Raw genomic sequence first — 20,613 nt, forward strand, 5'->3', positions numbered from 1 at the left:
GACACAATGTTAAATACAATTAGCCTTGGCCGTCATATTTCTGGTCAGTTTAACCATGAATTAGAAAGTATTCGTACCCATGTATTAGCCATGGGGGGCTTGGTTGAGCAACAGTTAGCCGATAGTTTAAAAGCGCTGCATAAACAAAATGAAGAACTAGCCAAACGCGTGATTAGAGACGATCATAAAGTTAATGCAATGGAAGTTGCGATTGATGAAGCGTGTACTCGTATTATTGCTAAGCGCCAACCAACGGCCAGTGATTTACGGTTGGTGATTGCAATCATTAAAACTATTACTGATTTAGAGCGGATTGGTGATGTTGCCGAAAGTATTGCTAAAGTGGCATCTGAGAATTTCACCAATAAGCAATATAACTTATTAGTGTCATTGGAATCGTTAGGTCAACATGCAGTGCGAATGCTGCATGAAACGCTTGATGCTTTTGCACGGATGGATGTTAAAGCTGCGATTGAAGTCTATCAAGAAGATGACCGTATTGATCGTGAATATGAAGCGATCATACGCCAATTAATGACCTATATGATGGAAGAGCCTAATTCTATTCCTAATGTGATGAAGGTGATGTGGGCTGCACGTTCAATTGAGCGAGTCGGCGATCGTTGTCAAAATATCTGCGAATATATTATCTATTTTGTGCAAGGCAAAGATATTCGCCACACTAATCCAGAAGACATTAAAAACATGTTGTAGCACTACGAAAGTAAAGCCGTCGTGGTGAATAGTAAACGGGACGTGATGAGCTATTACGTCCCGATTTAATGATAACTAATGAGTGTTATCACAATTTAAGTTGAGCAACCACCGCGGCAATATTTTCTACGCCTGTGATCGGAATTTCAAAATCATCAATATCAGTACTGCCCATATGTGCTTGTTTTGCAACAGTGATCATCTGGCTTGGACGGGTGGTTTTACCCGAAAGATGAACCTCATTAATTCCTGTACGAGCAATAATTTCACGTACATTATGACTATTAACCCCAGCACCAGCCATAATCTTTAACCGTTCACCGCAATATTGATGCATGCGGTTAATCATACTAATACCGTCATAGGCATTGGCTTGTAAACCCGAAGTGAGAATTCGTTCACAACCCGCTGCCATAATGGTATCAAGTGCCGCCATTGGCTCAACACATTGATCAATCGCGCGGTGAAAAGTAACCCCCATTTCTTGAGCTTGTTTAACAAGACTGCTTAAAATGTCGCTATCAACCAAGCTCTGTGGTGTTAATACGCCAACTACAACCCCTTGCAGTCGAGCCTGCTTAGCCGCATAAATATCTGCGAGCATGATTTCAACATCTTCATTACTAAATAGAAAGTCACCTTGGCGAGGGCGAATCATTGCATAAACGGGAACTGTGGCATATTTAGCTGCTGCCTGCATAAACCCAGCGCTAGGTGTGAGTCCACCAAGTGCTAACGAGGAGCACAGTTCAATTCGAGTTGCTCCACCTTGCTTGGCATAATGGAGTGATTCAAGATTATCGATACAAACTTCAAGTTGAATAGTCATTGATAATTAACGATATTGTAAAAGAGGAGTTTCAGTGTAGAAGATAATTGTAGTCGGGGCGAACAGCGGTGATGAATAATGTGCGGTAGGTTGAAAACGAAACGATCGAGTAAAAAACAGATAAAAAAAGGGCTCGGTATATTCCGAGCCTCATTCTATTTTTATTTGAGCTGACTTTGGCTCTATGTAGCACTAATGCAATTTATAACACCGTGAGCATGGTGTTACAGGTAATTATTTCTTACCTAGGTCTGCAGTGTGCTCAGATAGGTAGTCTGCTACACCTTTTGGTGATGCATCCATACCTGCTTTACCTTCTTCCCACTGTGCAGGACATACTTCGCCGTGCTTCTGGTGGAAGTTCAATGCATCAACCATACGTAGCATTTCATCGATGTTACGACCTAGTGGTAGATCGTTAATTACTTGGTGACGAACTAAGCCATCTTCATCGATAAGGAAAGAACCACGGAAAGCAACACCCGCTTCTGGATGCTCAACATCGTAAGCTTTGCAGATTTCGTGCTTAATATCAGCAACTAGTGGGTATTTAACTTGACCGATACCGCCGTCTTCAACAGCAGTGTTACGCCATGCGTTGTGCGAGAACTGTGAATCAATTGAAACACCAATCACTTCAACACCTTTCGCTTGGAAATCTTCAAAACGCTTATCAAAAGCAATTAGCTCTGATGGGCATACGAAAGTGAAGTCTAGTGGGTAGAAGAAAACAACAGCTTTCTTACCTTTAGTAAATTCTGCAAAGTTGAATGAATCAACAATTTCGCCGTTACCTAAAACAGCTGCAGCAGTAAAATCTGGTGCTTGACGACCTACTAGTACCATTTTGGTGCTCCTTAAATATTCGGGTATTGTCAACCTTTTAGGGATGACGCCATACTTGGACAAGACAAACTATAGCTAAACTGTTAAATTGAAAAAAGCAGAATAAATAGATTGAAGTAATCGAAAAATACGATGAATAAATTCCCATCACTTAAACAACTCCATTATTTAGTTACTCTATCGGAAACCCATCATTTTGGCGAGGCAGCTAAACGGTGTTTTGTGAGCCAGTCGACATTAAGTTCTGGTATTCAGAATCTTGAGGAGTTACTTGATTGTCACTTAGTAGAACGTGACACTAAAGCGAAAACCTTAGTCTTTACTTCTATGGGTGAACAAGTTGTCGATAGGGCACGTGAGCTATTAGCGTGTAGTCGTGATTTAGTCGAGCTTTCTCGTTGCAGTGGTGATGTCATGGAAGGCCCATTACGGGTAGGTTGTATTCCAACTATCGCCCCTTTTTTATTGTGCGGCTTAGTGCAGCAAGTCAATATTTTATACCCCAAGCTGAATTTACTCTTGCGTGAAGATACGACCGTTAATTTATTAGAAGCACTTCAGCATGGTGAAATGGACGTGCTAATTTTAGCGCTACCGGTTGATATTCATGGCATGTCGAGCAAGGTCGTTGGCCGTGATGGATTTAAAATGGTGATAAGTAAAAACCAAGTAGCTTCAGTAACCATACCATTACATTATGCTGATTTACCCGATAAATCGGTTTTCTTATTAGAGAAAGAACATTGTCTAACAGAGCATGCAGTTTCTGCGTGTGAATTAACCTCAAAAGAAAAAATAAATCCTTTTACGGCAACCAGTTTGCATACTTTAGTGCAAATGGTTGCCAATGGCTTGGGAACGACATTCATTCCTGAAATGGCAATTAAACACGGCATTTTAGAAAATCAAAATTTAGTGGTTATTGAGCCGCCAGGTCAGGATGCATACCGTGAAATTGGTTTAGTGTGGCGACCAACATCAAGCCGTACTGTTGTATTTGAAAAGTTGGGTGAGATTGTTAAAGGCTTACTGTAAGGCGGTTTAATTGCGAGTGGTATGATAAAAGCCTGAACGAATCATAATAATGACAAGGGCGGTTATTATGATTATTTGGGCTTTTTTGTAGGCATTATATTGGCAATGGTTATTGTTGGTGGTTTTCAGAGCAATAAACTGTTTTTTTAACAATGAGTAAAAGATTCTATTATCGAGTGTTTTATCTATAACGTGCTGTTTTGTTGAATAAATTTGTTTCATCTTGCAAACTAATTCTTTTTCCTCTTCCAAACATTTGGTGCAACCTGTTTCATTTTGTTATTTTTTAATAATTAATTATGTTTTTTATCATGCATTTATATATTTTTTGAATATCACTTCCTGTTTTAAACGCGATTTTTAATAAATATTATTATCGTTGTTTATGTAATTAAATTACGTAACCACATACAAAAAACCATTATTTGAATATAAATTTAAATTCCGAGTAAATAGCTAAGATTTTTGTGAATTTAGTATTTTACACATTCCTATTTTATTTTTAACTAATTGATATTTAGTCTTTTTATGTTTTGTGGTGGGTTTTTAAATGCGGTTATTTATTTGCATTCCTACTACTGTTACGGCAACGTAAATATATGCTTTAATTTGTTTAACAGGGAGTCATTGCTTTTATTATTGATAAAAGTGGTGATTAAGTTACATGCTGGAGGCGCATATGATAGAAACAGCCATTCAAGCAAATGATCATACTCAGTTATTACTGCAGCAACCTCTAACAGAGCAGCAACAACAGATTATCACCGCCGATGCGTTAGCGTTTATTGAGCGGTTAGTTGAACGCTTCGCTGATCGAGTACCGTTATTGTTAGAGGCGCGTGAACAACAGCAATTAGCGATTGATCGCGGCCAACTACCTGATTTTTTATCAGACACTCGTGCTATCAGAGAGGCTGAGTGGAAAATACAAAATATTCCTCACGATTTACAAGATCGCCGCGTAGAGATTACTGGTCCAGTCGATCGTAAAATGGTGATAAATGCCTTAAATGCTAACGTAAAAGTATTTATGGCTGACTTTGAAGACTCCTTTTCACCATCGTGGAATGCCATTATTGATGGCCACCAAAATTTGCGTGATGCGGTCAATGGCACCATTAGCTATACCCATCCTCAAACCGGTAAACATTATCAGCTTGATGATGATCCAGCGGTATTGATTTGCCGTGTTCGTGGTCTGCATTTAGTTGAAAAAAATATTCTTTGGAATGGGCTGCCGATTCCTGGCGCACTAGTTGATTTCGCGTTGTATTTTTATCTCAATCATCAAGCACTTTTAGCCAAAGGCAGTGGTCCTTATTTTTATTTACCAAAGCTACAGGCATATCGAGAGGCTGCTTGGTGGAGCGATGTCTTTAGTTTTACCGAAGATGAATTTGGATTAACCCGTGGCACTATCAAGGCTACGGTATTAATTGAAACCTTACCGGCTGCGTTTGAGATGGATGAAATACTATTTAACCTCAAAGAACATATCGTGGGATTAAACTGCGGTCGTTGGGATTATATTTTCAGTTATATAAAAACCTTACGTAATTTCCCTGAGCGTATTTTGCCTGATCGCCAAGTGGTAACCATGGAGAAACCTTTTCTAAATGCTTATTCACGGTTACTTGTTCGTACTTGTCATCGCCGTGGTGCATTAGCAATGGGAGGCATGGCTGCTTTTATTCCAGCTAAAGACCCTCAGCAACAAGCATGGGTATTAAATAAGATTCAAACGGATAAAGCCCTTGAAGCCAATAATGGCCACGATGGTACTTGGGTCGCGCATCCGGGGTTAGCTGATACCGCCCGCGCAATTTTTGATGATGTACTTGATCAACGCATTAACCAATTGAATGTGAGTCGTGAACAAGATGCGCCTATTACTGCGGCAGAATTATTAGCTCCTTGTGATGGTGAGCGTACAGAAGCTGGAATGCGGCACAATATTCGCGTGGCTGTACAATACATTGAAGCATGGATCTCGGGTAATGGTTGTGTGCCTATTTATGGCTTAATGGAGGATGCTGCCACCGCGGAAATAGCACGTGCGTCAATTTGGCAGTGGATAAAACACGGTAAAACGCTATCCAATGGTCAAGTGGTGACTAAGGCATTATTTACACAAATGTTAACTGAAGAAATGCAAGTATTGCAGCAAGAGTTAGGCCAAGAACGAATTGAGAATGGTCGTTTTGAAGAGGCGACGTATTTGATGTCGCACTTAGCGACCAGTGATGAGTTAGATAACTTCTTAACCTTAAAAGGTTATGACTATTTAGTGTAATAACGGATTACCACCATATTGACTAGAGGGATATTATTATGACATTAACTCGCCAACAACAAATTGCAGCCCTAGAACAAGATTGGGCTGAAAATCCACGCTGGAAACACGTGAAACGTACTTATACTGCTGAAGAGGTTGTTAATCTTCGTGGTTCATTTATTCCTGAAAATACTATCGCTCAACGAGGCGCTGATAAATTATGGGAATTGGTCAATGGTAGTGCGAAAAAAGGCTATGTGAACTGTTTAGGTGCTCTAACTGGGGGACAAGCTGTCCAACAAGCTAAAGCAGGTATTGAAGCTATTTATTTATCAGGCTGGCAAGTTGCTGCTGATAATAATACCGCTTCTGCCATGTACCCTGATCAGTCGTTATATCCAGTTGACTCAGTGCCAGCGGTGGTGAAGCGTATCAATAACTCTTTCCGTCGAGCTGATCAGATTCAATGGTCAAATGGTGGTTCACCAGCAGACGGTGTCGATTATTTCTTACCGATTGTTGCTGATGCTGAGGCCGGATTTGGTGGCGTACTCAATGCTTATGAATTGATGCGTAATATGATTGAAGCAGGTGCGGCTGGAGTGCACTTTGAAGATCAATTAGCGTCAGTGAAAAAATGTGGTCATATGGGCGGCAAGGTATTAGTGCCGACTCAAGAAGCGGTACAAAAATTAGTTGCCGCACGTTTAGCGGCGGATGTTGCTGGCACCACAACCTTAGTGATTGCACGTACCGATGCTAATGCGGCTGATTTGCTAACATCAGATTGCGACCCATATGATAAAGACTTTATTATCGGCGATCGCTCTGCCGAAGGTTTTTATCGTGTTCGTGCTGGTATTGATCAAGCCATTGCACGTGGTTTAGCTTATGCACCATATGCCGATTTAATTTGGTGTGAAACGGCAAAACCCTGTTTAGAAGAAGCACGTAAATTTGCTGAAGCGATTCATGAGCAATACCCGGATCAGTTATTAGCGTATAACTGTTCACCATCGTTTAACTGGGAAAAGAATTTAGACGCTGAAACCATCGCTAAATTCCAACAAGAATTAGCCGACATGGGTTATAAATACCAGTTTATTACGCTGGCGGGTATTCATAATATGTGGTTTAACATGTTTGAGTTAGCACATGCTTATGCGCAAGGCGAAGGTATGCGTCATTATGTTGAAAAAGTACAGCGTCCTGAGTTTGAAGCTGCAAATAAAGGCTATACCTTTGTTGCTCATCAACAGGAAGTGGGAACGGGCTATTTTGATACCATGACCAATACTATTCAAGGCGGTAACTCGTCAGTAACAGCGCTGACAGGGTCAACCGAAGAAGAACAGTTTAAGTAATCGTTGATAAATGATTTATTTATCGAGGGGAGCATAATGCTCCCTTTTTGATCGTGCTTATCAGTCACGTTCGATGTCGATATCACCAATATCATTCAGATCATCAAGGCGATCTAGTTCTTGCTCTAGCGGATCTACTTCATCTTGCATTTCAAGTAATGTCACGGCGATGGCAACAAAATCACTGTTGGTGATAATGCCGACCAGTTGCTGATTATCAACCACAGGTAAACAACCAATCTGATGTTTTTGCATATACAGTGCCGCTTCTTTAAGGCCAGCATGGCTATCCACACTAAAAACATCACGATTCATGCAATGTTCCAGTAATACGTCTAGCGGTGAGTTGCTATGGTTGGCAATCACGGATTTTAAATTAGAATCTTGAGCGGCAAGCACATCGCGTTGAGAAATTAATCCTAAGAGATGATGATTATGATCGGTGATCGGTATATGGCGAATAGATAGGGTTTGCATCATCTCTTTAGCATCAAGTAGAGAATCATTGCGAGATAATGTATGTGGTTTGGGGGTCATCATATCGGCAACAGTAAACATAGAAACCTCCTGTTTTTATACGATTGCTAATTGTCTTTTCCTGATTTGAATGTAGCGAATTATTGGTGGCTATCCCATGATCATGGTCATAAATTTTAAATGTCACCAATGATTAACTGTTAGCGATTATGTGTAAATCAAGACAGCGGCGATTATTCGGCATCGGTTTTATTATCGAAAATACGCTTTAATTGTCTCGGGGTTTCGCATCTTTGGTGGAGTTAAGTATAATGCCTGCCTGCTGTTATTGAAGGCGTATTACGATGCAAGTTTCTGATTTTGATTTTGAGTTACCAGACGAGCTGATTGCTCGCTACCCACAACCTGAGCGTACTGCGAGTCGTTTGCTACATATGACGGGCAATAGCGGTGAATTAGCACATAAAGGTTTTAAAGATGTGTTAGACCTCGTTGAGGCTGGGGATTTATTAGTTTTTAATAATACCCGTGTTATTCCTGCGCGTATGTATGGTCATAAAGCGTCTGGTGGTAAAATTGAAGTGTTAGTTGAGCGCATGTTAGATGATAAATCTATTTTGGCTCACGTACGCGCATCTAAACCACCAAAGCCTGGTAATGAATTATTATTAGGTGAGCATGGTGAGTTTTCTGCCGAAATGGTTGCCCGCCACGATACACTGTTTGAAATTCGTTTTAACAGTGATAAAACGGTGCTAGAAATTTTAGATCAGGTAGGGCATATGCCTTTACCGCCTTATATTGATCGCCCCGACGAAGATGCCGATAAAGAGCGTTACCAAACGGTATATAACGCTAAACCTGGTGCAGTCGCTGCACCAACGGCGGGTTTGCATTTTGACGATAAACTGATGGCTGATTTAAAAGCCAAAGGGGTTAATTTTGCTTTTGTAACTCTCCATGTTGGCGCAGGTACTTTTCAACCGGTACGTGTTGATGACATTAATGATCATCACATGCACTCTGAATATGTTGAAGTACCACCAGAAGTGGTGACTGCGGTTAATCAAACTCGTGCTAATGGTGGTCGTATTATTGCTGTGGGTACCACGTCAGTACGTTCATTAGAAAGTGCGGCGCAAGATGCGGTTAAAAATGGCACTGAACTAAAACCATTTTTTGGTGATACTGAAATCTTTATTTACCCAGGTTACCAATTCCAGTTAGTGGATGTATTAATCACTAACTTCCACTTACCAGAGTCAACCTTAATTATGTTGGTAAGTGCATTTGCTGGTTATGAGCATACGATGAATGCTTATCATCAAGCGGTTGCTAATCAATATCGTTTCTTTAGTTACGGCGATTCGATGTTTATTACCCGTAAAAATATGTGATATTGATTACGTTAACACTTATTAAAAATTAAGTATTTAGGCTGCTTTTTGTTACAATTGCAGCCTTTGTTGCCTCTGCTACATGAGATAAATTTATTTCTGTAGAATTTACAACATAATAAATGCTTTTTGCTGCGGCTGAACGTTACTATCATTGCTAGTAATTTGAGGTTGTCAGTAGCAATGGTCGTTATACGGCCATTATTTTTGTGGCTGATCAGGCAATCGCCTGTGGGGCTTAATCCTGTAATGGGAACCTGTCAGATTGTTTCTCTGGCTTTTGGAGGTCTTGTGAAATTTGAATTAGATAAAACTCAAGGTCGCGCACGTCGCGGTCGTTTGCAGTTTGAACGTGGAACAGTAGAAACACCAGCATTTATGCCTGTAGGTACTTACGGTACTGTAAAAGGCATGACACCTGAAGAAGTGGAAGATACTGGTGCTCAAATCATTCTAGGTAATACGTTCCATTTATGGTTACGTCCTGGACAAGAAGTGATGAAGATGCATGGCGACTTGCATGATTTTATGCAATGGAAAGGCCCAATCTTAACCGATTCAGGCGGCTTCCAAGTATTTAGCCTTGGTGCACTACGCAAAATCACTGAAGAAGGTGTTCATTTCCGTAACCCTGTTAACGGTGACAAGATTTTCATGGACGCTGAAAAGTCGATGGAAATTCAAAAAGACCTTGGTTCAGATATCGTAATGATCTTTGACGAATGTACGCCATACCCAGCGACTCACGATGAAGCTAAAAAGTCGATGGAGATGTCTCTTCGTTGGGCTCAACGTAGCCGTAATCACTTTGATAAGCTTGAAAATCCAAATGCACTATTTGGTATTGTTCAAGGTGGTGTGTACGAAGATCTACGTGATGTGTCAGTTGCAGGTCTAACGAAGATTGGCTTTGATGGTTATGCTGTTGGTGGTTTGGCGGTTGGTGAGCCAAAAGAAGACATGCACCGTATTCTTGAGCACACATGTCCACAACTACCAGAAGACAAGCCTCGTTACCTAATGGGTGTAGGTAAGCCTGAAGACCTAGTTGAAGGTGTACGTCGCGGTATCGACATGTTTGACTGTGTAATGCCGACGCGAAATGCGCGAAATGCACACTTGTTTGTGACTGGCGGTGTGATCAAGATCCGTAATGCGAAACATAAAACAGATACAACACCACTAGATCCTGATTGTGACTGTTACACTTGTCGTCATTATTCAAAAGCGTATTTATATCACCTAGATAAATGTAATGAGATTCTAGGTGCTCGCTTAAATACTATTCACAACTTACGTTACTACCAACGTTTAATGGCAAGTATTCGTAAGTCGATTGAAGAAGATCGTTTCGATGCATTTGTAGAAGAATTCTACGCGCGTCGTGACCGTGAAGTTCCACCATTACAAATTGTATAAATCATAATAAATCGAGGACGTTATAAATGAGCTTTTTTATCTCTCAAGCACATGCAGCAACTGAAGGCGCTGCTCAAGGTGGTTCACCGTACCAGTTATTCATTATGCTGGGTCTGTTTGCTGTTATCTTTTACTTCATGATTTACCGTCCACAAGCTAAGCGTGTTAAAGAACACAAGACGCTAATGAGCTCTATGAGTAAAGGCGATGAAGTAATGACTAACGGTGGTCTTTTAGGCCGCATTACTAAGTCATCATCTGAAAGTGATTACATCGTTCTTGCGCTAAACGACAATACTGAAGTAACTATCAAAAAAGACTTCATTACTGCAGTTTTGCCAAAAGGCACAATGAAGTCTCTATAAGACGCTAAAAAACATTCGCTTTGAAGGATCATAGCAGTGCTTAACCGATACCCTCTGTGGAAGAACTTATTAGTGTTGTTCGCACTAATTATAGGTTTGCTTTATGCACTTCCCAACGTATACGGTGAAGATCCAGCGATTCAAGTAACTGGGGCGCGTGGCGCCTCAGTTACTATGAGCGCTTTGGATACTGTCACCGAAGATTTAAAAAAGAACAATATCCCTTATAAGTCAGTTGTTTTTGAAAAAGGCTCAATACTGGTCCGCTTCAACGATACTGATACTCAAATCAGCGCTCGCGATATTCTAAATAGTGAATTAGGTGACAACTATATTGTTGCACTCAATCTCGCACCTTCAACACCGTCTTGGCTAGAAGCAATTGGTGCTACACCAATGAAGCTTGGTCTTGATTTGCGTGGTGGTGTTCATTTCCTTATGGAAGTGGATATGGATGCGGCGATGGAAAAACTATTAGGCCAGCAAGAAGAAACCTTCAGAGCTGAACTACGCCAACAGAAAATTCGCTATCGTGCCATCGATAAAACCAAACAAACGGTCTCTGTACGTTTACGTGATGCTGCTCAATTAGAGCAAGCAAAAGCGGTATTAGAGCCACTTCATCCTGATATGGTATTTACTGAAACTGATACCAAAGGACGTTTTGTTTTAACAGCTGGTTTTTCTGAAGCGCGTCTTCAAGAAATTCGCAATTATGCTGTTGAGCAAAACATTACTATTTTACGTAACCGTGTTAATGAATTAGGTGTTGCCGAACCATTGGTACAACGTCAGGGCGCTAACCGGATTGTGGTTGAGCTACCTGGTGTTCAAGATACTGCGCGCGCGAAAGAAATTTTAGGTGCAACCGCTACGCTTGAGTTCCGTGAAGTTGATAGTAATGCTGATCTTGGTGCAGCCGCAGCAGGACGAGTACCTGCGGGCAGTGAAGTGAAGATGACCCGTGATGGTCGTCCAGCAGTATTGAAAAAACGCGTTATTCTAGCGGGTTCTCATATTACAGATGCAACCTCAAGTGCAGATGAATATGGTCGTCCACAGGTGAATATTTCGCTAGATACTGAAGGCGGCAGCAAAATGACGGCGTTTTCACGTAATAATGTCGGCAAATTAATGGCGACAGTATTTACTGAGTACAAAGACAGCGGTAATCGTACACCTGAAGGTAAAGTGATACTTGAAAAGCACGAAGAAGTGATCAACCAAGCGACCATTCAAACGGCACTTGGACGTAACTTCCGCATTACAGGTATTGATTCTCAACCAGAAGCACATAACCTTGCACTATTGTTACGTGCTGGTGCTTTGATTGCGCCTATTTCGATCGTTGAAGAACGTACAATTGGCCCATCTATGGGTCAACAAAATATCGATATGGGTATTCAGGCGTGTATCTGGGGGATGGTTGCAGTAATGCTATTTACCTTATTGTACTACCGTGGTTTTGGTTTAATTGCCAACTGTGCATTGATGATGAATCTGGTATTGATTATTGGTGTGATGTCGATGATTCCTGGTGCAACCATGACCTTGCCAGGTATTGCCGGTATTGTATTAACCGTCGGTATGGCCGTTGATGCGAACGTGCTTATCTTTGAACGTATTCGTGAAGAATTACGTGAAGGTCGAAGCCCTCAGCAAGCGATCCAACAAGGTTATGCCAATGCGTTTAGTACCATTGCCGATGCCAATATCACCACCTTAATGACAGCAATTATTTTGTTTGCTGTCGGTACAGGTGCAATTAAAGGTTTTGCAGTGACATTATCGATCGGTATTTTAACCTCGATGTTTACCGCAATTGTCGGTACTCGTGCTGTGGTTAACTTAATCTATGGCGGTAAACGCATAGATAAGTTGTCAATCTAGGAGGACGCATAAATGAAACAGTTATTAAATAGCGATAAAGTTATCGATTTTATGCGTTGGTCAAAATTAGCGTTTATTTTCTCGCTAATGATGATTGCAGCTTCTATTACAACAATATCAACCAAAGGCTTGAATTGGGGCTTAGACTTTACTGGCGGTACGCTGATTGAAGTGAGCTTTAAAGAGCCGGCCGATTTACCGTTAATTCGAGAGTCATTGGCAAAATCAGGCTTTGGCGATGCTATCGTGCAGAACTTTGGTACTGCGCGTGATGTGATGGTGCGGTTGCAACCTCGTGATGGAATTAAAGGCGAAATTCTGGGTAACCAGATCATTGATGCCCTAAAAACTGGTACAGGTCAGCAAGTTGAAATGCGTCGAATAGAATTTGTCGGCCCTAATGTGGGTGATGAATTAGCCGAAGCGGGTGGCTTGGCGATTCTTATCGCTTTACTGTGTATTTTGCTTTATGTATCAGTGCGTTTTGAATGGCGTTTAGCCGCAGGTGCGGTGTTGTCATTGGCACACGATATTATCATTACCGTTGGTATTTTTTCGATTCTACAAATTGAAGTTGATTTAACGATTGTGGCGGCATTGCTAACGGTAGTGGGTTATTCACTTAACGATACTATCGTGGTGTTTGACCGTATTCGAGAAAACTTCCGTAAGATGCGCAAACAAACCGCTAAAGAAATTATGAACAGCTCTCTTTCTCAAACATTGAGCCGAACATTAATTACTTCCAGCACCACCTTGTTTGTTGTTATTGCACTGTTCTTAAAAGGCGGTGCAATGATTCAAGGGTTTGCATTAGCACTATTGATTGGTATTACCGTCGGTACTTACTCTTCAATCTATGTGGCATCAGCGTTAGCGCTTAAATTGGGTATCACCCGTGAGCACTTAATGCCGACACCATTAGATAAAGAAGGTGAAGAAATTGATGTGATGCCATAGCCGTAAGTAGCTTTTACTATCGGTAAAGTCATCATTAATTATACGGAGTCTTCGGACTCCGTTTTTTATAGGCAACAAAAAACGCCCTGCTGTTAACCAGCAGGGCGTTTTATTAGCGGGTTGTAATCAATGATTACTTAGCCAGAGCGTCGCTACCGAATTCACGGATTTTAGCAAGCATTGGCTTAACTACACGTGCGTTACCAGCAACAATGTTACCAGTCGTTAGGTAGTTAGTGTTACCCGTAAAGTCAGCACAGATAGCACCAGCTTCACGCGCGATTAATTCACCAGCAGCAAGTTCCCAAGGCTTTTGGCCTAACTTGAATACACCGTCAACACGGCCAGCAGCTAGGTAACAAAGATCCAATGCAGTACAACCTGATTGACGCATGTCATCACATTCTACAAATAAAGCATTTTGGATTTTTAGGTAGCTTTCAGCGTGTTGTTTAGCAGCAAAAGGAAGACCTGTTGCTAACACAGTACCTGTTAGATCACGTGGCTGAGATGCACGTAGACGTAGGCTATTAAGTTGTGCGCCTGCACCACGAGTAGCCGTGAATAGTTCGTTACGAGCTGGGTCGTAAACTGCAGCAACTTCTGTACGACCACGCATGCGTAGTGCGATAGAAACTGCATAGTGAGGATAACCGCGAACGAAGTTCTTGGTGCCATCCACTGGGTCAATAATCCACTGACACTCTTTGTCACGTCCTTCTTTCGTACCAGACTCAGCTGCAATGATGCAGTGATCAGGGTAAGATTTTAGGATTGTCTCGATGATGATAGCTTCTGCTTCATGATCGATATTGGTAACAACATCATTACCTTTATTAGCAACCTCAATAGATTGAGGTTTTTCTAGAGATTTAATGACATGGTCACCAGCCTTTCGCACAGCGCGAATGGCAATATTAAGCATCGGATGCATAGGATTTTCCCAACGGATGTTAAAGAACTAAAAAGCGGCGGCGAGTATAACAGAGCTATAAAAAAAAGGAAGTGGTTATTTTTTCGACGTTAGCGAGTGCTGAAAAAATGAATAATGACGGTATTTTATTTATTGATGACAGTAATAACTAATAACAACCATCAAATAGACATGTTTTCTTCATTTTTGTTATGGCTGTGCTACTATCTCTGAGCGTTAAATTAGACTGGAATATAGCGACATCATGTTAGATAAAATTCGCGTTGTCCTCATTGGCACGTCACATCCTGGAAATATCGGTTCTGCAGCTCGCGCAATGAAAGTAATGGGGTTAACCAACCTTGTTCTTGTTGATCCCGCCTGTGAAATTGACAGTCATACAATTGCTTTAGCAGCCGGTGCCGCCGATGTGGTTAAGAACGCTAAAATTGTAAAAACATTAGATGAAGCCGTTGCGGATTGCGGATTAGTTGTTGGCTCAAGTGCACGTTCTCGCACCTTAGAGTGGCCACAATTAGATCCTCGTGAAAATGGCATTAAAGTTATTACAGAGTCTGAACAGCACCCAGTAGCCATATTATTTGGCCGTGAGCGTACTGGCCTGACTAATGAAGAATTACAAAAATGTCATTGCCATGTTTATATTCCAGCTAACCCTGAATATAGTTCATTGAACCTTGCGATGGCAGTTCAAACGGTAACCTACGAAGTTCGTATGGCATACCTTGATGCGACTAAGCATCAATCTACAGCGGTTGTTGATGAATACCCACGTGCTGATGAACTTGAACGGTTTTATCAGCATCTTGAAAAAGTGACCAGCCAAACGCGATTTATTAATAAAAATCACCCTGGCATGGTAATGGTAAAATTACGCCGTATGTTTACCCGCGCTCGCCCTGAGCAGCAGGAACTAAATATTTTACGCGGCATTCTGTCGTCAGTAGAAAAGACGATTGAAACCTTAGAGAAGAACAATAAATAACTGCTTTCGCAAGCCAGCGAAAGACCTACTGTTTTAGTGGGTTAAATACTTGACCAAATTGGTCGGGTATGAGAGACTGCCTCTATAAATTCAAGTAGGTAGCCATGTTATGAAGTTGACTTCAAAAGGAAGATACGCAGTGACGGCAATGTTAGATGTAGCATTGCATTCACATAATGGACCAGTACCGTTGGCTGATATTTCAGAACGTCAAGGGATCTCGTTGTCCTACCTAGAGCAACTCTTTTCGCGTCTTCGTAAAGCGGGCTTAGTAACAAGTGTTCGCGGTCCAGGTGGTGGTTATCGCCTCGGTGAAGATGCCGCCAATATTGCTGTTGGTATGGTTATCGCAGCAGTAGATGAATCAGTTGATGCCACTAAGTGTCAAGGTAAAGGTGGTTGCCAAGGTGGTGTTCGTTGTTTAACTCATACCTTATGGCATGATCTCAGTGATCGCATCAGCGGATTTTTAAATAACATCACTCTTGGTGAGCTGATGAAGGATAATGATGTACAAACAATTGCTGATCGTCAGGATGTAATCCTACAAGGTAATAATAAAACATCATTTGCAAATAAAAAATCACACGACAGCGCCCCTATCGGTGTCGATGTCCGCTCCTAGAGACCAGACGTTCGTGTTTTCGGAGAAGAAAATGAAACTGCCAATATATTTTGATTACTCTGCAACTTGCCCTGTTGATCCACGTGTTGCTGATAAAATGGTTCAGTGTTTAACAATGGATGGTACGTTTGGTAATCCTGCGTCACGTTCACACCGTTATGGCTGGCAAGCGGAAGAAGCGGTTGATACTGCTCGCGAGTATATTGCTGAGCTAATCAACGCCGATCCCCGTGAAATTGTGTTTACATCAGGTGCTACAGAATCTGATAACCTTGCAATTAAAGGTGCTGCCCACTTTTACAATAAGAAAGGTAAGCACGTTATTACATGTAAAACTGAGCACAAAGCGGTTCTTGACCCATGTCGTCAATTAGAGCGTGAAGGTTATGAGGTAACTTACCTTGAGCCTGAATCAAATGGTCTTATTGATTTGGCTAAACTACGCGACGCAATGCGTGAAGATACTGTGCTGGTTTCTATTATGCATGTGAACAACGAAATTGGTGTTGTTCAAGATATCGCTGCCATTGGTGAAATTTGTCGTGAAAACAAGACAATTTTCCATGTTGATGCTGCACAATCTGCAGGTAAGCTGCCGATTGATGTTCAAACAATGAAAGTGGACTTAATCTCATTTTCTGCGCACAAGATTTACGGTCCTAAAGGCATTGGTGCATTATATGTACGTCGTAAGCCTCGTATTCGTCTTGAAGCGCAAATGCACGGCGGCGGTCATGAACGTGGCTTCCGTTCTGGTACTCTACCGACACACCAAATTGTTGGTATGGGCGAAGCATTCCGTATTGCTAAGCTAGAAATGGCACAAGATTACCAACACGCTGTTGATATGCGTGAGCGTTTGCTAAAAGGCCTTGAAGGTATCGAAGAGATGTCTATCAATGGTGATATTGAGCACCGTATTCCCAACAACCTAAACATCAGTTTTGCGTTTGTTGAAGGTGAGTCATTATTAATGGCATTGAAAGATCTTGCAGTATCATCGGGCTCTGCATGTACATCTGCGAGCTTAGAGCCTTCTTATGTACTACGTGCATTAGGCCTAAATGATGAACTAGCACATAGTTCAATCCGTTTCTCTTTTGGTCGTTTCACAACGGCTGAAGAAATTGATTACGCTGTAGTTCAAATTAAACAAGCAGTCGACAAGCTACGTGCAATGTCACCTCTTTGGGATATGTTCAAAGACGGCATTGATTTAGATACGGTTGAGTGGGCACACCACTAATCTGCGGTTAGACATTATTCGAGGGAATTTATCATGGCATATAGTGAAAAAGTCATCGATCATTATGAAAATCCGCGTAACGTGGGTTCATTTGACAACGACGATAAAAACATTGGTAGCGGTATGGTGGGTGCACCAGCCTGTGGCGATGTAATGAAACTTCAGATCAAAGTGACTGAAGAAGGCATCATTGAAGATGCAAAGTTTAAAACTTACGGTTGTGGTTCTGCTATCGCATCAAGTTCACTGATCACCGAGTGGGTGAAAGGTAAAACATTAGACGAAGCGGCATCAATTAAGAACTCTGCAATTGCAGAAGAGCTTGAGTTACCGCCAGTTAAGGTTCACTGTTCAATTCTTGCAGAAGATGCAATTAAAGCAGCAGTTAGCGATTATAAGAAGAAACACGAACAAAAATAATTCTGAGGTTTGAAGTATGGCCATTACTATCACTGAAGCGGCTGCAAGTCGCGTATCGAGTTTTTTAGCTAACCGTGGCAAAGGCATCGGTTTGCGCCTCGGAGTTCGCACTTCAGGATGTTCGGGTATGGCGTATATCCTTGAGTTCGTTGATAACCTTGACGAAGGGGATCAGGTCTTTGAAGAGCAAGGCGTAAAAATTATCGTTGATGCTAAAAGCATGGTTTACTTAGATGGTACCGAGCTTGATTTCGCCAAAGAGGGCCTTAATGAAGGCTTTAAATTTAATAACCCTAACGTGTCTAGCGAATGTGGTTGTGGTGAAAGCTTCAACGTATAATTGCGCATAGTGTTTTATTAAACCTGGCTGCTGGTCGCCATTATGGCGAGTGAGTTGTCAGGTTTATTTTTTATATATGGTTGCGATTATGAATCATTTCGAATTATTTGGATTGCCGTTTCAATTTGATGTTGATGGCGGTTTATTGGCAACACAATTCCGTGAGTTACAACGTCGATTCCATCCAGATAACTTTGCTACAGCATCTGAACGTGATCGATTATTGTCGGTACAAAAAGCGGCTCAGATTAACGATGCTTTTCAAACGTTAAAGAACCCTGTTTCTCGTGCGGAATATATGCTTGCTGAACGTGATGAAGATATTCGTGGTGAGCAAAAGACACTGCAAGATATGGATTTCTTGATGCAGCAAATGGAGCTGCGGGAAGCATTAGAGGCGATTTCTGAGCGTGCTGATCCTGAATCTGCATTAGTAGATTTTGAACAACAAGCTGCAATTATGTATCAACAACAGCTACATAAGCTGGCACAATTGCTTAATCAAGAAAATTGGTTTGAAGCTGCAGATGCAGTACGTAAGTTAAAGTTTATTGTTAAGTTGCGTGATGAAGTCGAACGTCTTGAAGAATCATTATTTGACTAATCAGCAACTTGCGTTATTTAGACAGGAATGATAATGGCATTTTTACAGATTTCTGAACCCGGTCAAAGTGCAGCACCGCATCAACAAAAATTAGCGGTAGGTATTGATTTAGGGACGACAAACTCATTAGTGGCAACTGTCCGTAGTGGCGTTGCAGAAACATTAAAAGATGCTGAAGGACGTTCAATTTTACCCTCAGTAGTTCACTATACTGACAAACATGTGTTAACGGGAGATGCTGCGCGTGCGTATGCGCAACGTGATCCTGTCAATACTATTTTATCGGTAAAACGTCTTATGGGACGCTCATTGGTTGATATTGAGCAACGTTATCCGCAATTACCTTATCAATTTACCGCATCAGAAAATGGCTTACCGCAGTTAGTGACTCGCCAAGGTGCGATGAATCCGGTGCAAATCTCTGCTGAAATTTTAAAATCATTAAGTCAGCGTGCAGTAGAAAGCTTAGGCGGCGATCTTGAAGGTGTTGTGATCACCGTGCCGGCTTATTTTGATGATGCTCAGCGAGCGGGTACAAAAGATGCGGCTAAGTTAGCCAATTTAAATGTTTTGCGCTTACTTAATGAACCAACGGCAGCAGCCATTGCTTATGGTCTTGATTCTGGTCAAGAAGGTGTAATTGCTGTTTATGATCTTGGTGGTGGTACGTTTGATATTTCGATTCTACGTCTGTCTAAAGGTGTGTTTGAAGTATTAGCGACCGGTGGTGATTCTGCATTAGGTGGTGATGATCTTGATCAGCTAATTGCTGATTGGATATTAACTCAAGCTCAGTTAACGGAAGTATTAACCCCGCAACAACGTCGTGAATTACACGATGCTGCTCAACAAGCTAAAGTGGCTTTGAGTAACGCTGATAGCGTTGCCATCAATGTACTAGGTTGGCAGGGAGACATCACTCGTGAGCAATTTAATACACTAGTAACCCCATTAATTAAAAAAACCCTATTTGCATGTCGTCGTGCACTTAAAGATGCTGATATCACTATTGATGACGTGATTGAAACCGTGATGGTCGGCGGTTCAACCCGCGTACCATTAGTGCGTGAATTAGTGGGTACTTTCTTTGGTAAAACGCCATTAACCTCGATTGACCCTGATCAGGTGGTTGCGATTGGTGCAGCTATTCAAGCTGATATTCTGGTGGGTAATAAACCCGACTCAGAGATGTTGCTACTTGATGTGATCCCATTGTCATTAGGCATTGAAACCATGGGCGGAATGATTGAGAAAATTATTCCACGTAACACTACGTTACCAGTGGCGCGCGCTCAAGAATTCACCACCTTTAAAGATGGCCAAACAGCGATGTCGGTTCACATTGTTCAAGGTGAGCGTGAAATGGTGAATGATTGCCGTTCATTAGCTCGATTTACCTTGCGGGGTATTCCCCCAATGGCGGCAGGTGCTGCTCATATTCGTGTCACTTATCAAGTGGATGCGGATGGTTTGTTGTCGGTAACAGCAATGGAAAAAAGTAGCGGTGTGCAATCATCAATTCAAGTGAAGCCATCGTATGGTCTTTCTGATGATGAGATTGCAACCATGCTCCGCGATTCAATGACATTTGCTCAAGATGATAAAGATGCGCGTGCGTTAGCGGAACAACAGGTTGAAGCTGATCGTGTACTTGAGGGCTTAATCGCTGCATTGGCTACAGATGGTGAAACCTTATTAAGTGTTCAAGAGCGCGATGAGTTAGAAACTGTAATGATGGAACTGGTTCAATTACGTCAGAGTGGAGATACTCGTGCAATTGAAGCAGGAATTAAGAAAACTGATAAGGCCAGCCAAGAATTTGCGTCACGCCGAATGGATCAATCTATTCGTCAAGCGTTAGCTGGTCAGTCTATTGATGAGGTTTAAG

At 41.6% G+C, this 20,613-nt stretch carries 20 protein-coding genes; 16 read left to right on the forward strand and 4 right to left on the reverse strand.

Translation table 11 applies throughout. The features are described 5' to 3' along the window. Positions 1-6 precede the first annotated feature (6 nt). The gene (phoU, locus tag BTN98_RS01355; protein WP_060998970.1) at positions 7-714 is read left to right on the forward strand and encodes a phosphate signaling complex protein PhoU; all 708 of its coding nucleotides are present in this window, start codon (positions 7-9) and stop codon (positions 712-714) included. An 88-nt stretch (positions 715-802) separates the two neighbouring features. Here the strand turns inward: phoU and BTN98_RS01360 are convergent, their stop codons facing one another. Then, positions 803-1,543, reverse strand: coding sequence for a copper homeostasis protein CutC (locus BTN98_RS01360; RefSeq protein ID WP_060998972.1), 741 nt, complete (start codon positions 1,541-1,543; stop codon positions 803-805). Between the two features lie 234 nt (positions 1,544-1,777). Beyond that, complete coding sequence (locus tag BTN98_RS01365; protein WP_060998974.1) at positions 1,778-2,389, reverse strand: peroxiredoxin C; 612 nt, start codon at positions 2,387-2,389, stop codon at positions 1,778-1,780. A 132-nt stretch (positions 2,390-2,521) separates the two neighbouring features. Between BTN98_RS01365 and BTN98_RS01370 the strand changes: the two genes are divergently transcribed. The 3 genes from BTN98_RS01370 to aceA all read left to right on the forward strand — a co-directional run bounded on the left by BTN98_RS01370 (position 2,522) and on the right by aceA (position 7,063). Further along, positions 2,522-3,424 (forward strand): hydrogen peroxide-inducible genes activator, encoded by a 903-nt coding sequence (locus BTN98_RS01370; protein WP_060998976.1) that lies wholly within the window; start codon positions 2,522-2,524, stop codon positions 3,422-3,424. Positions 3,425-4,103: 679 nt separating this feature from the next. Continuing rightward, a complete protein-coding gene (aceB, locus tag BTN98_RS01375) occupies positions 4,104-5,717 on the forward strand; it encodes a malate synthase A (RefSeq protein WP_060998978.1) in 1,614 nt (537 codons plus the stop codon). A gap of 38 nt (positions 5,718-5,755) precedes the next feature. Next, positions 5,756-7,063: an isocitrate lyase gene (aceA, locus tag BTN98_RS01380; protein WP_060998979.1), complete on the forward strand. Its 1,308-nt coding sequence runs from the start codon at positions 5,756-5,758 to the stop codon at positions 7,061-7,063. Between the two features lie 60 nt (positions 7,064-7,123). Here the strand turns inward: aceA and BTN98_RS01385 are convergent, their stop codons facing one another. Further along, positions 7,124-7,621 carry a CBS domain-containing protein gene (locus tag BTN98_RS01385; protein WP_060998981.1) on the reverse strand — a complete coding sequence of 166 codons (498 nt, stop codon included), beginning with the start codon at positions 7,619-7,621 and terminating at the stop codon, positions 7,124-7,126. A gap of 263 nt (positions 7,622-7,884) precedes the next feature. Here BTN98_RS01385 and queA point away from each other — a divergent pair, with 263 nt between their 5' ends. The 5 genes from queA (at position 7,885) to secF (ending at position 13,571) form a co-directional block, all read left to right on the forward strand. Next, the gene (queA, locus tag BTN98_RS01390) at positions 7,885-8,937 is read left to right on the forward strand and encodes a tRNA preQ1(34) S-adenosylmethionine ribosyltransferase-isomerase QueA (RefSeq protein ID WP_060998983.1); all 1,053 of its coding nucleotides are present in this window, start codon (positions 7,885-7,887) and stop codon (positions 8,935-8,937) included. 249 nt (positions 8,938-9,186) lie between these two features. Then, positions 9,187-10,356 carry a tRNA guanosine(34) transglycosylase Tgt gene (tgt, locus tag BTN98_RS01395; protein WP_065190122.1) on the forward strand — a complete coding sequence of 390 codons (1,170 nt, stop codon included), beginning with the start codon at positions 9,187-9,189 and terminating at the stop codon, positions 10,354-10,356. 26 nt (positions 10,357-10,382) lie between these two features. Continuing rightward, entirely contained in the window at positions 10,383-10,721 is a 339-nt protein-coding gene (yajC, locus tag BTN98_RS01400; RefSeq protein ID WP_060998987.1) for a preprotein translocase subunit YajC, read from the forward strand. A 36-nt stretch (positions 10,722-10,757) separates the two neighbouring features. Beyond that, positions 10,758-12,611: a protein translocase subunit SecD gene (gene secD / locus BTN98_RS01405; protein ID WP_060998989.1), complete on the forward strand. Its 1,854-nt coding sequence runs from the start codon at positions 10,758-10,760 to the stop codon at positions 12,609-12,611. A 12-nt stretch (positions 12,612-12,623) separates the two neighbouring features. Next, the gene (gene secF, locus BTN98_RS01410; RefSeq protein WP_060998990.1) at positions 12,624-13,571 is read left to right on the forward strand and encodes a protein translocase subunit SecF; all 948 of its coding nucleotides are present in this window, start codon (positions 12,624-12,626) and stop codon (positions 13,569-13,571) included. A gap of 133 nt (positions 13,572-13,704) precedes the next feature. Here secF and suhB read toward each other — a convergent pair whose 3' ends face one another. Continuing rightward, complete coding sequence (suhB, locus tag BTN98_RS01415; RefSeq protein WP_060998992.1) at positions 13,705-14,505, reverse strand: inositol-1-monophosphatase; 801 nt, start codon at positions 14,503-14,505, stop codon at positions 13,705-13,707. A 244-nt stretch (positions 14,506-14,749) separates the two neighbouring features. Between suhB and trmJ the strand changes: the two genes are divergently transcribed. The 7 genes from trmJ (at position 14,750) to hscA (ending at position 20,612) form a co-directional block, all read left to right on the forward strand. Beyond that, positions 14,750-15,490, forward strand: coding sequence for a tRNA (cytosine(32)/uridine(32)-2'-O)-methyltransferase TrmJ (gene trmJ / locus BTN98_RS01420; protein ID WP_060998994.1), 741 nt, complete (start codon positions 14,750-14,752; stop codon positions 15,488-15,490). A 109-nt stretch (positions 15,491-15,599) separates the two neighbouring features. Beyond that, the gene (iscR, locus tag BTN98_RS01425) at positions 15,600-16,115 is read left to right on the forward strand and encodes a Fe-S cluster assembly transcriptional regulator IscR (protein ID WP_060998996.1); all 516 of its coding nucleotides are present in this window, start codon (positions 15,600-15,602) and stop codon (positions 16,113-16,115) included. 31 nt (positions 16,116-16,146) lie between these two features. Then, positions 16,147-17,361, forward strand: a complete 1,215-nt coding sequence (locus tag BTN98_RS01430; protein WP_060998997.1) for an IscS subfamily cysteine desulfurase — start codon at positions 16,147-16,149, stop codon at positions 17,359-17,361. Positions 17,362-17,394: 33 nt separating this feature from the next. After that, positions 17,395-17,781: a Fe-S cluster assembly scaffold IscU gene (gene iscU / locus BTN98_RS01435; protein WP_060998999.1), complete on the forward strand. Its 387-nt coding sequence runs from the start codon at positions 17,395-17,397 to the stop codon at positions 17,779-17,781. Between the two features lie 16 nt (positions 17,782-17,797). Further along, positions 17,798-18,121: an iron-sulfur cluster assembly protein IscA gene (gene iscA / locus BTN98_RS01440; RefSeq protein WP_060999002.1), complete on the forward strand. Its 324-nt coding sequence runs from the start codon at positions 17,798-17,800 to the stop codon at positions 18,119-18,121. Between the two features lie 88 nt (positions 18,122-18,209). Continuing rightward, positions 18,210-18,725, forward strand: coding sequence for a co-chaperone HscB (hscB, locus tag BTN98_RS01445; RefSeq protein ID WP_060999042.1), 516 nt, complete (start codon positions 18,210-18,212; stop codon positions 18,723-18,725). Positions 18,726-18,758: 33 nt separating this feature from the next. Next, positions 18,759-20,612 carry a Fe-S protein assembly chaperone HscA gene (gene hscA, locus BTN98_RS01450; RefSeq protein WP_060999004.1) on the forward strand — a complete coding sequence of 618 codons (1,854 nt, stop codon included), beginning with the start codon at positions 18,759-18,761 and terminating at the stop codon, positions 20,610-20,612. The last annotated feature ends 1 nt before the right edge of the window (position 20,613 follow it).

The organism is Photobacterium aquimaris (assembly GCF_002954455.1).
Lineage (GTDB): Bacteria > Pseudomonadota > Gammaproteobacteria > Enterobacterales > Vibrionaceae > Photobacterium > Photobacterium aquimaris.

Bases quoted from the DNA above. Each gene is read 5' to 3' on its own strand.
- queA (WP_060998983.1), top strand. From the start codon at position 7,885: ATGCAAGTTTCTGATTTTGATTTTGAGTTACCAGACGAGCTGATTGCT.
- BTN98_RS01385 (WP_060998981.1), bottom strand. From the start codon at position 7,621: ATGTTTACTGTTGCCGATATGATGACCCCCAAACCACATACATTATCT.
- aceB (WP_060998978.1), top strand. From the start codon at position 4,104: ATGATAGAAACAGCCATTCAAGCAAATGATCATACTCAGTTATTACTG.
- hscA (WP_060999004.1), top strand. From the start codon at position 18,759: ATGGCATTTTTACAGATTTCTGAACCCGGTCAAAGTGCAGCACCGCAT.
- tgt (WP_065190122.1), top strand. From the start codon at position 9,187: ATGGGAACCTGTCAGATTGTTTCTCTGGCTTTTGGAGGTCTTGTGAAA.
- hscB (WP_060999042.1), top strand. From the start codon at position 18,210: ATGAATCATTTCGAATTATTTGGATTGCCGTTTCAATTTGATGTTGAT.
- suhB (WP_060998992.1), bottom strand. From the start codon at position 14,505: ATGCATCCGATGCTTAATATTGCCATTCGCGCTGTGCGAAAGGCTGGT.
- iscU (WP_060998999.1), top strand. From the start codon at position 17,395: ATGGCATATAGTGAAAAAGTCATCGATCATTATGAAAATCCGCGTAAC.
- BTN98_RS01430 (WP_060998997.1), top strand. From the start codon at position 16,147: ATGAAACTGCCAATATATTTTGATTACTCTGCAACTTGCCCTGTTGAT.
- trmJ (WP_060998994.1), top strand. From the start codon at position 14,750: ATGTTAGATAAAATTCGCGTTGTCCTCATTGGCACGTCACATCCTGGA.
- iscA (WP_060999002.1), top strand. From the start codon at position 17,798: ATGGCCATTACTATCACTGAAGCGGCTGCAAGTCGCGTATCGAGTTTT.
- secF (WP_060998990.1), top strand. From the start codon at position 12,624: ATGAAACAGTTATTAAATAGCGATAAAGTTATCGATTTTATGCGTTGG.
- iscR (WP_060998996.1), top strand. From the start codon at position 15,600: ATGAAGTTGACTTCAAAAGGAAGATACGCAGTGACGGCAATGTTAGAT.
- BTN98_RS01360 (WP_060998972.1), bottom strand. From the start codon at position 1,543: ATGACTATTCAACTTGAAGTTTGTATCGATAATCTTGAATCACTCCAT.
- aceA (WP_060998979.1), top strand. From the start codon at position 5,756: ATGACATTAACTCGCCAACAACAAATTGCAGCCCTAGAACAAGATTGG.
- BTN98_RS01365 (WP_060998974.1), bottom strand. From the start codon at position 2,389: ATGGTACTAGTAGGTCGTCAAGCACCAGATTTTACTGCTGCAGCTGTT.
- phoU (WP_060998970.1), top strand. From the start codon at position 7: ATGTTAAATACAATTAGCCTTGGCCGTCATATTTCTGGTCAGTTTAAC.
- yajC (WP_060998987.1), top strand. From the start codon at position 10,383: ATGAGCTTTTTTATCTCTCAAGCACATGCAGCAACTGAAGGCGCTGCT.
- BTN98_RS01370 (WP_060998976.1), top strand. From the start codon at position 2,522: ATGAATAAATTCCCATCACTTAAACAACTCCATTATTTAGTTACTCTA.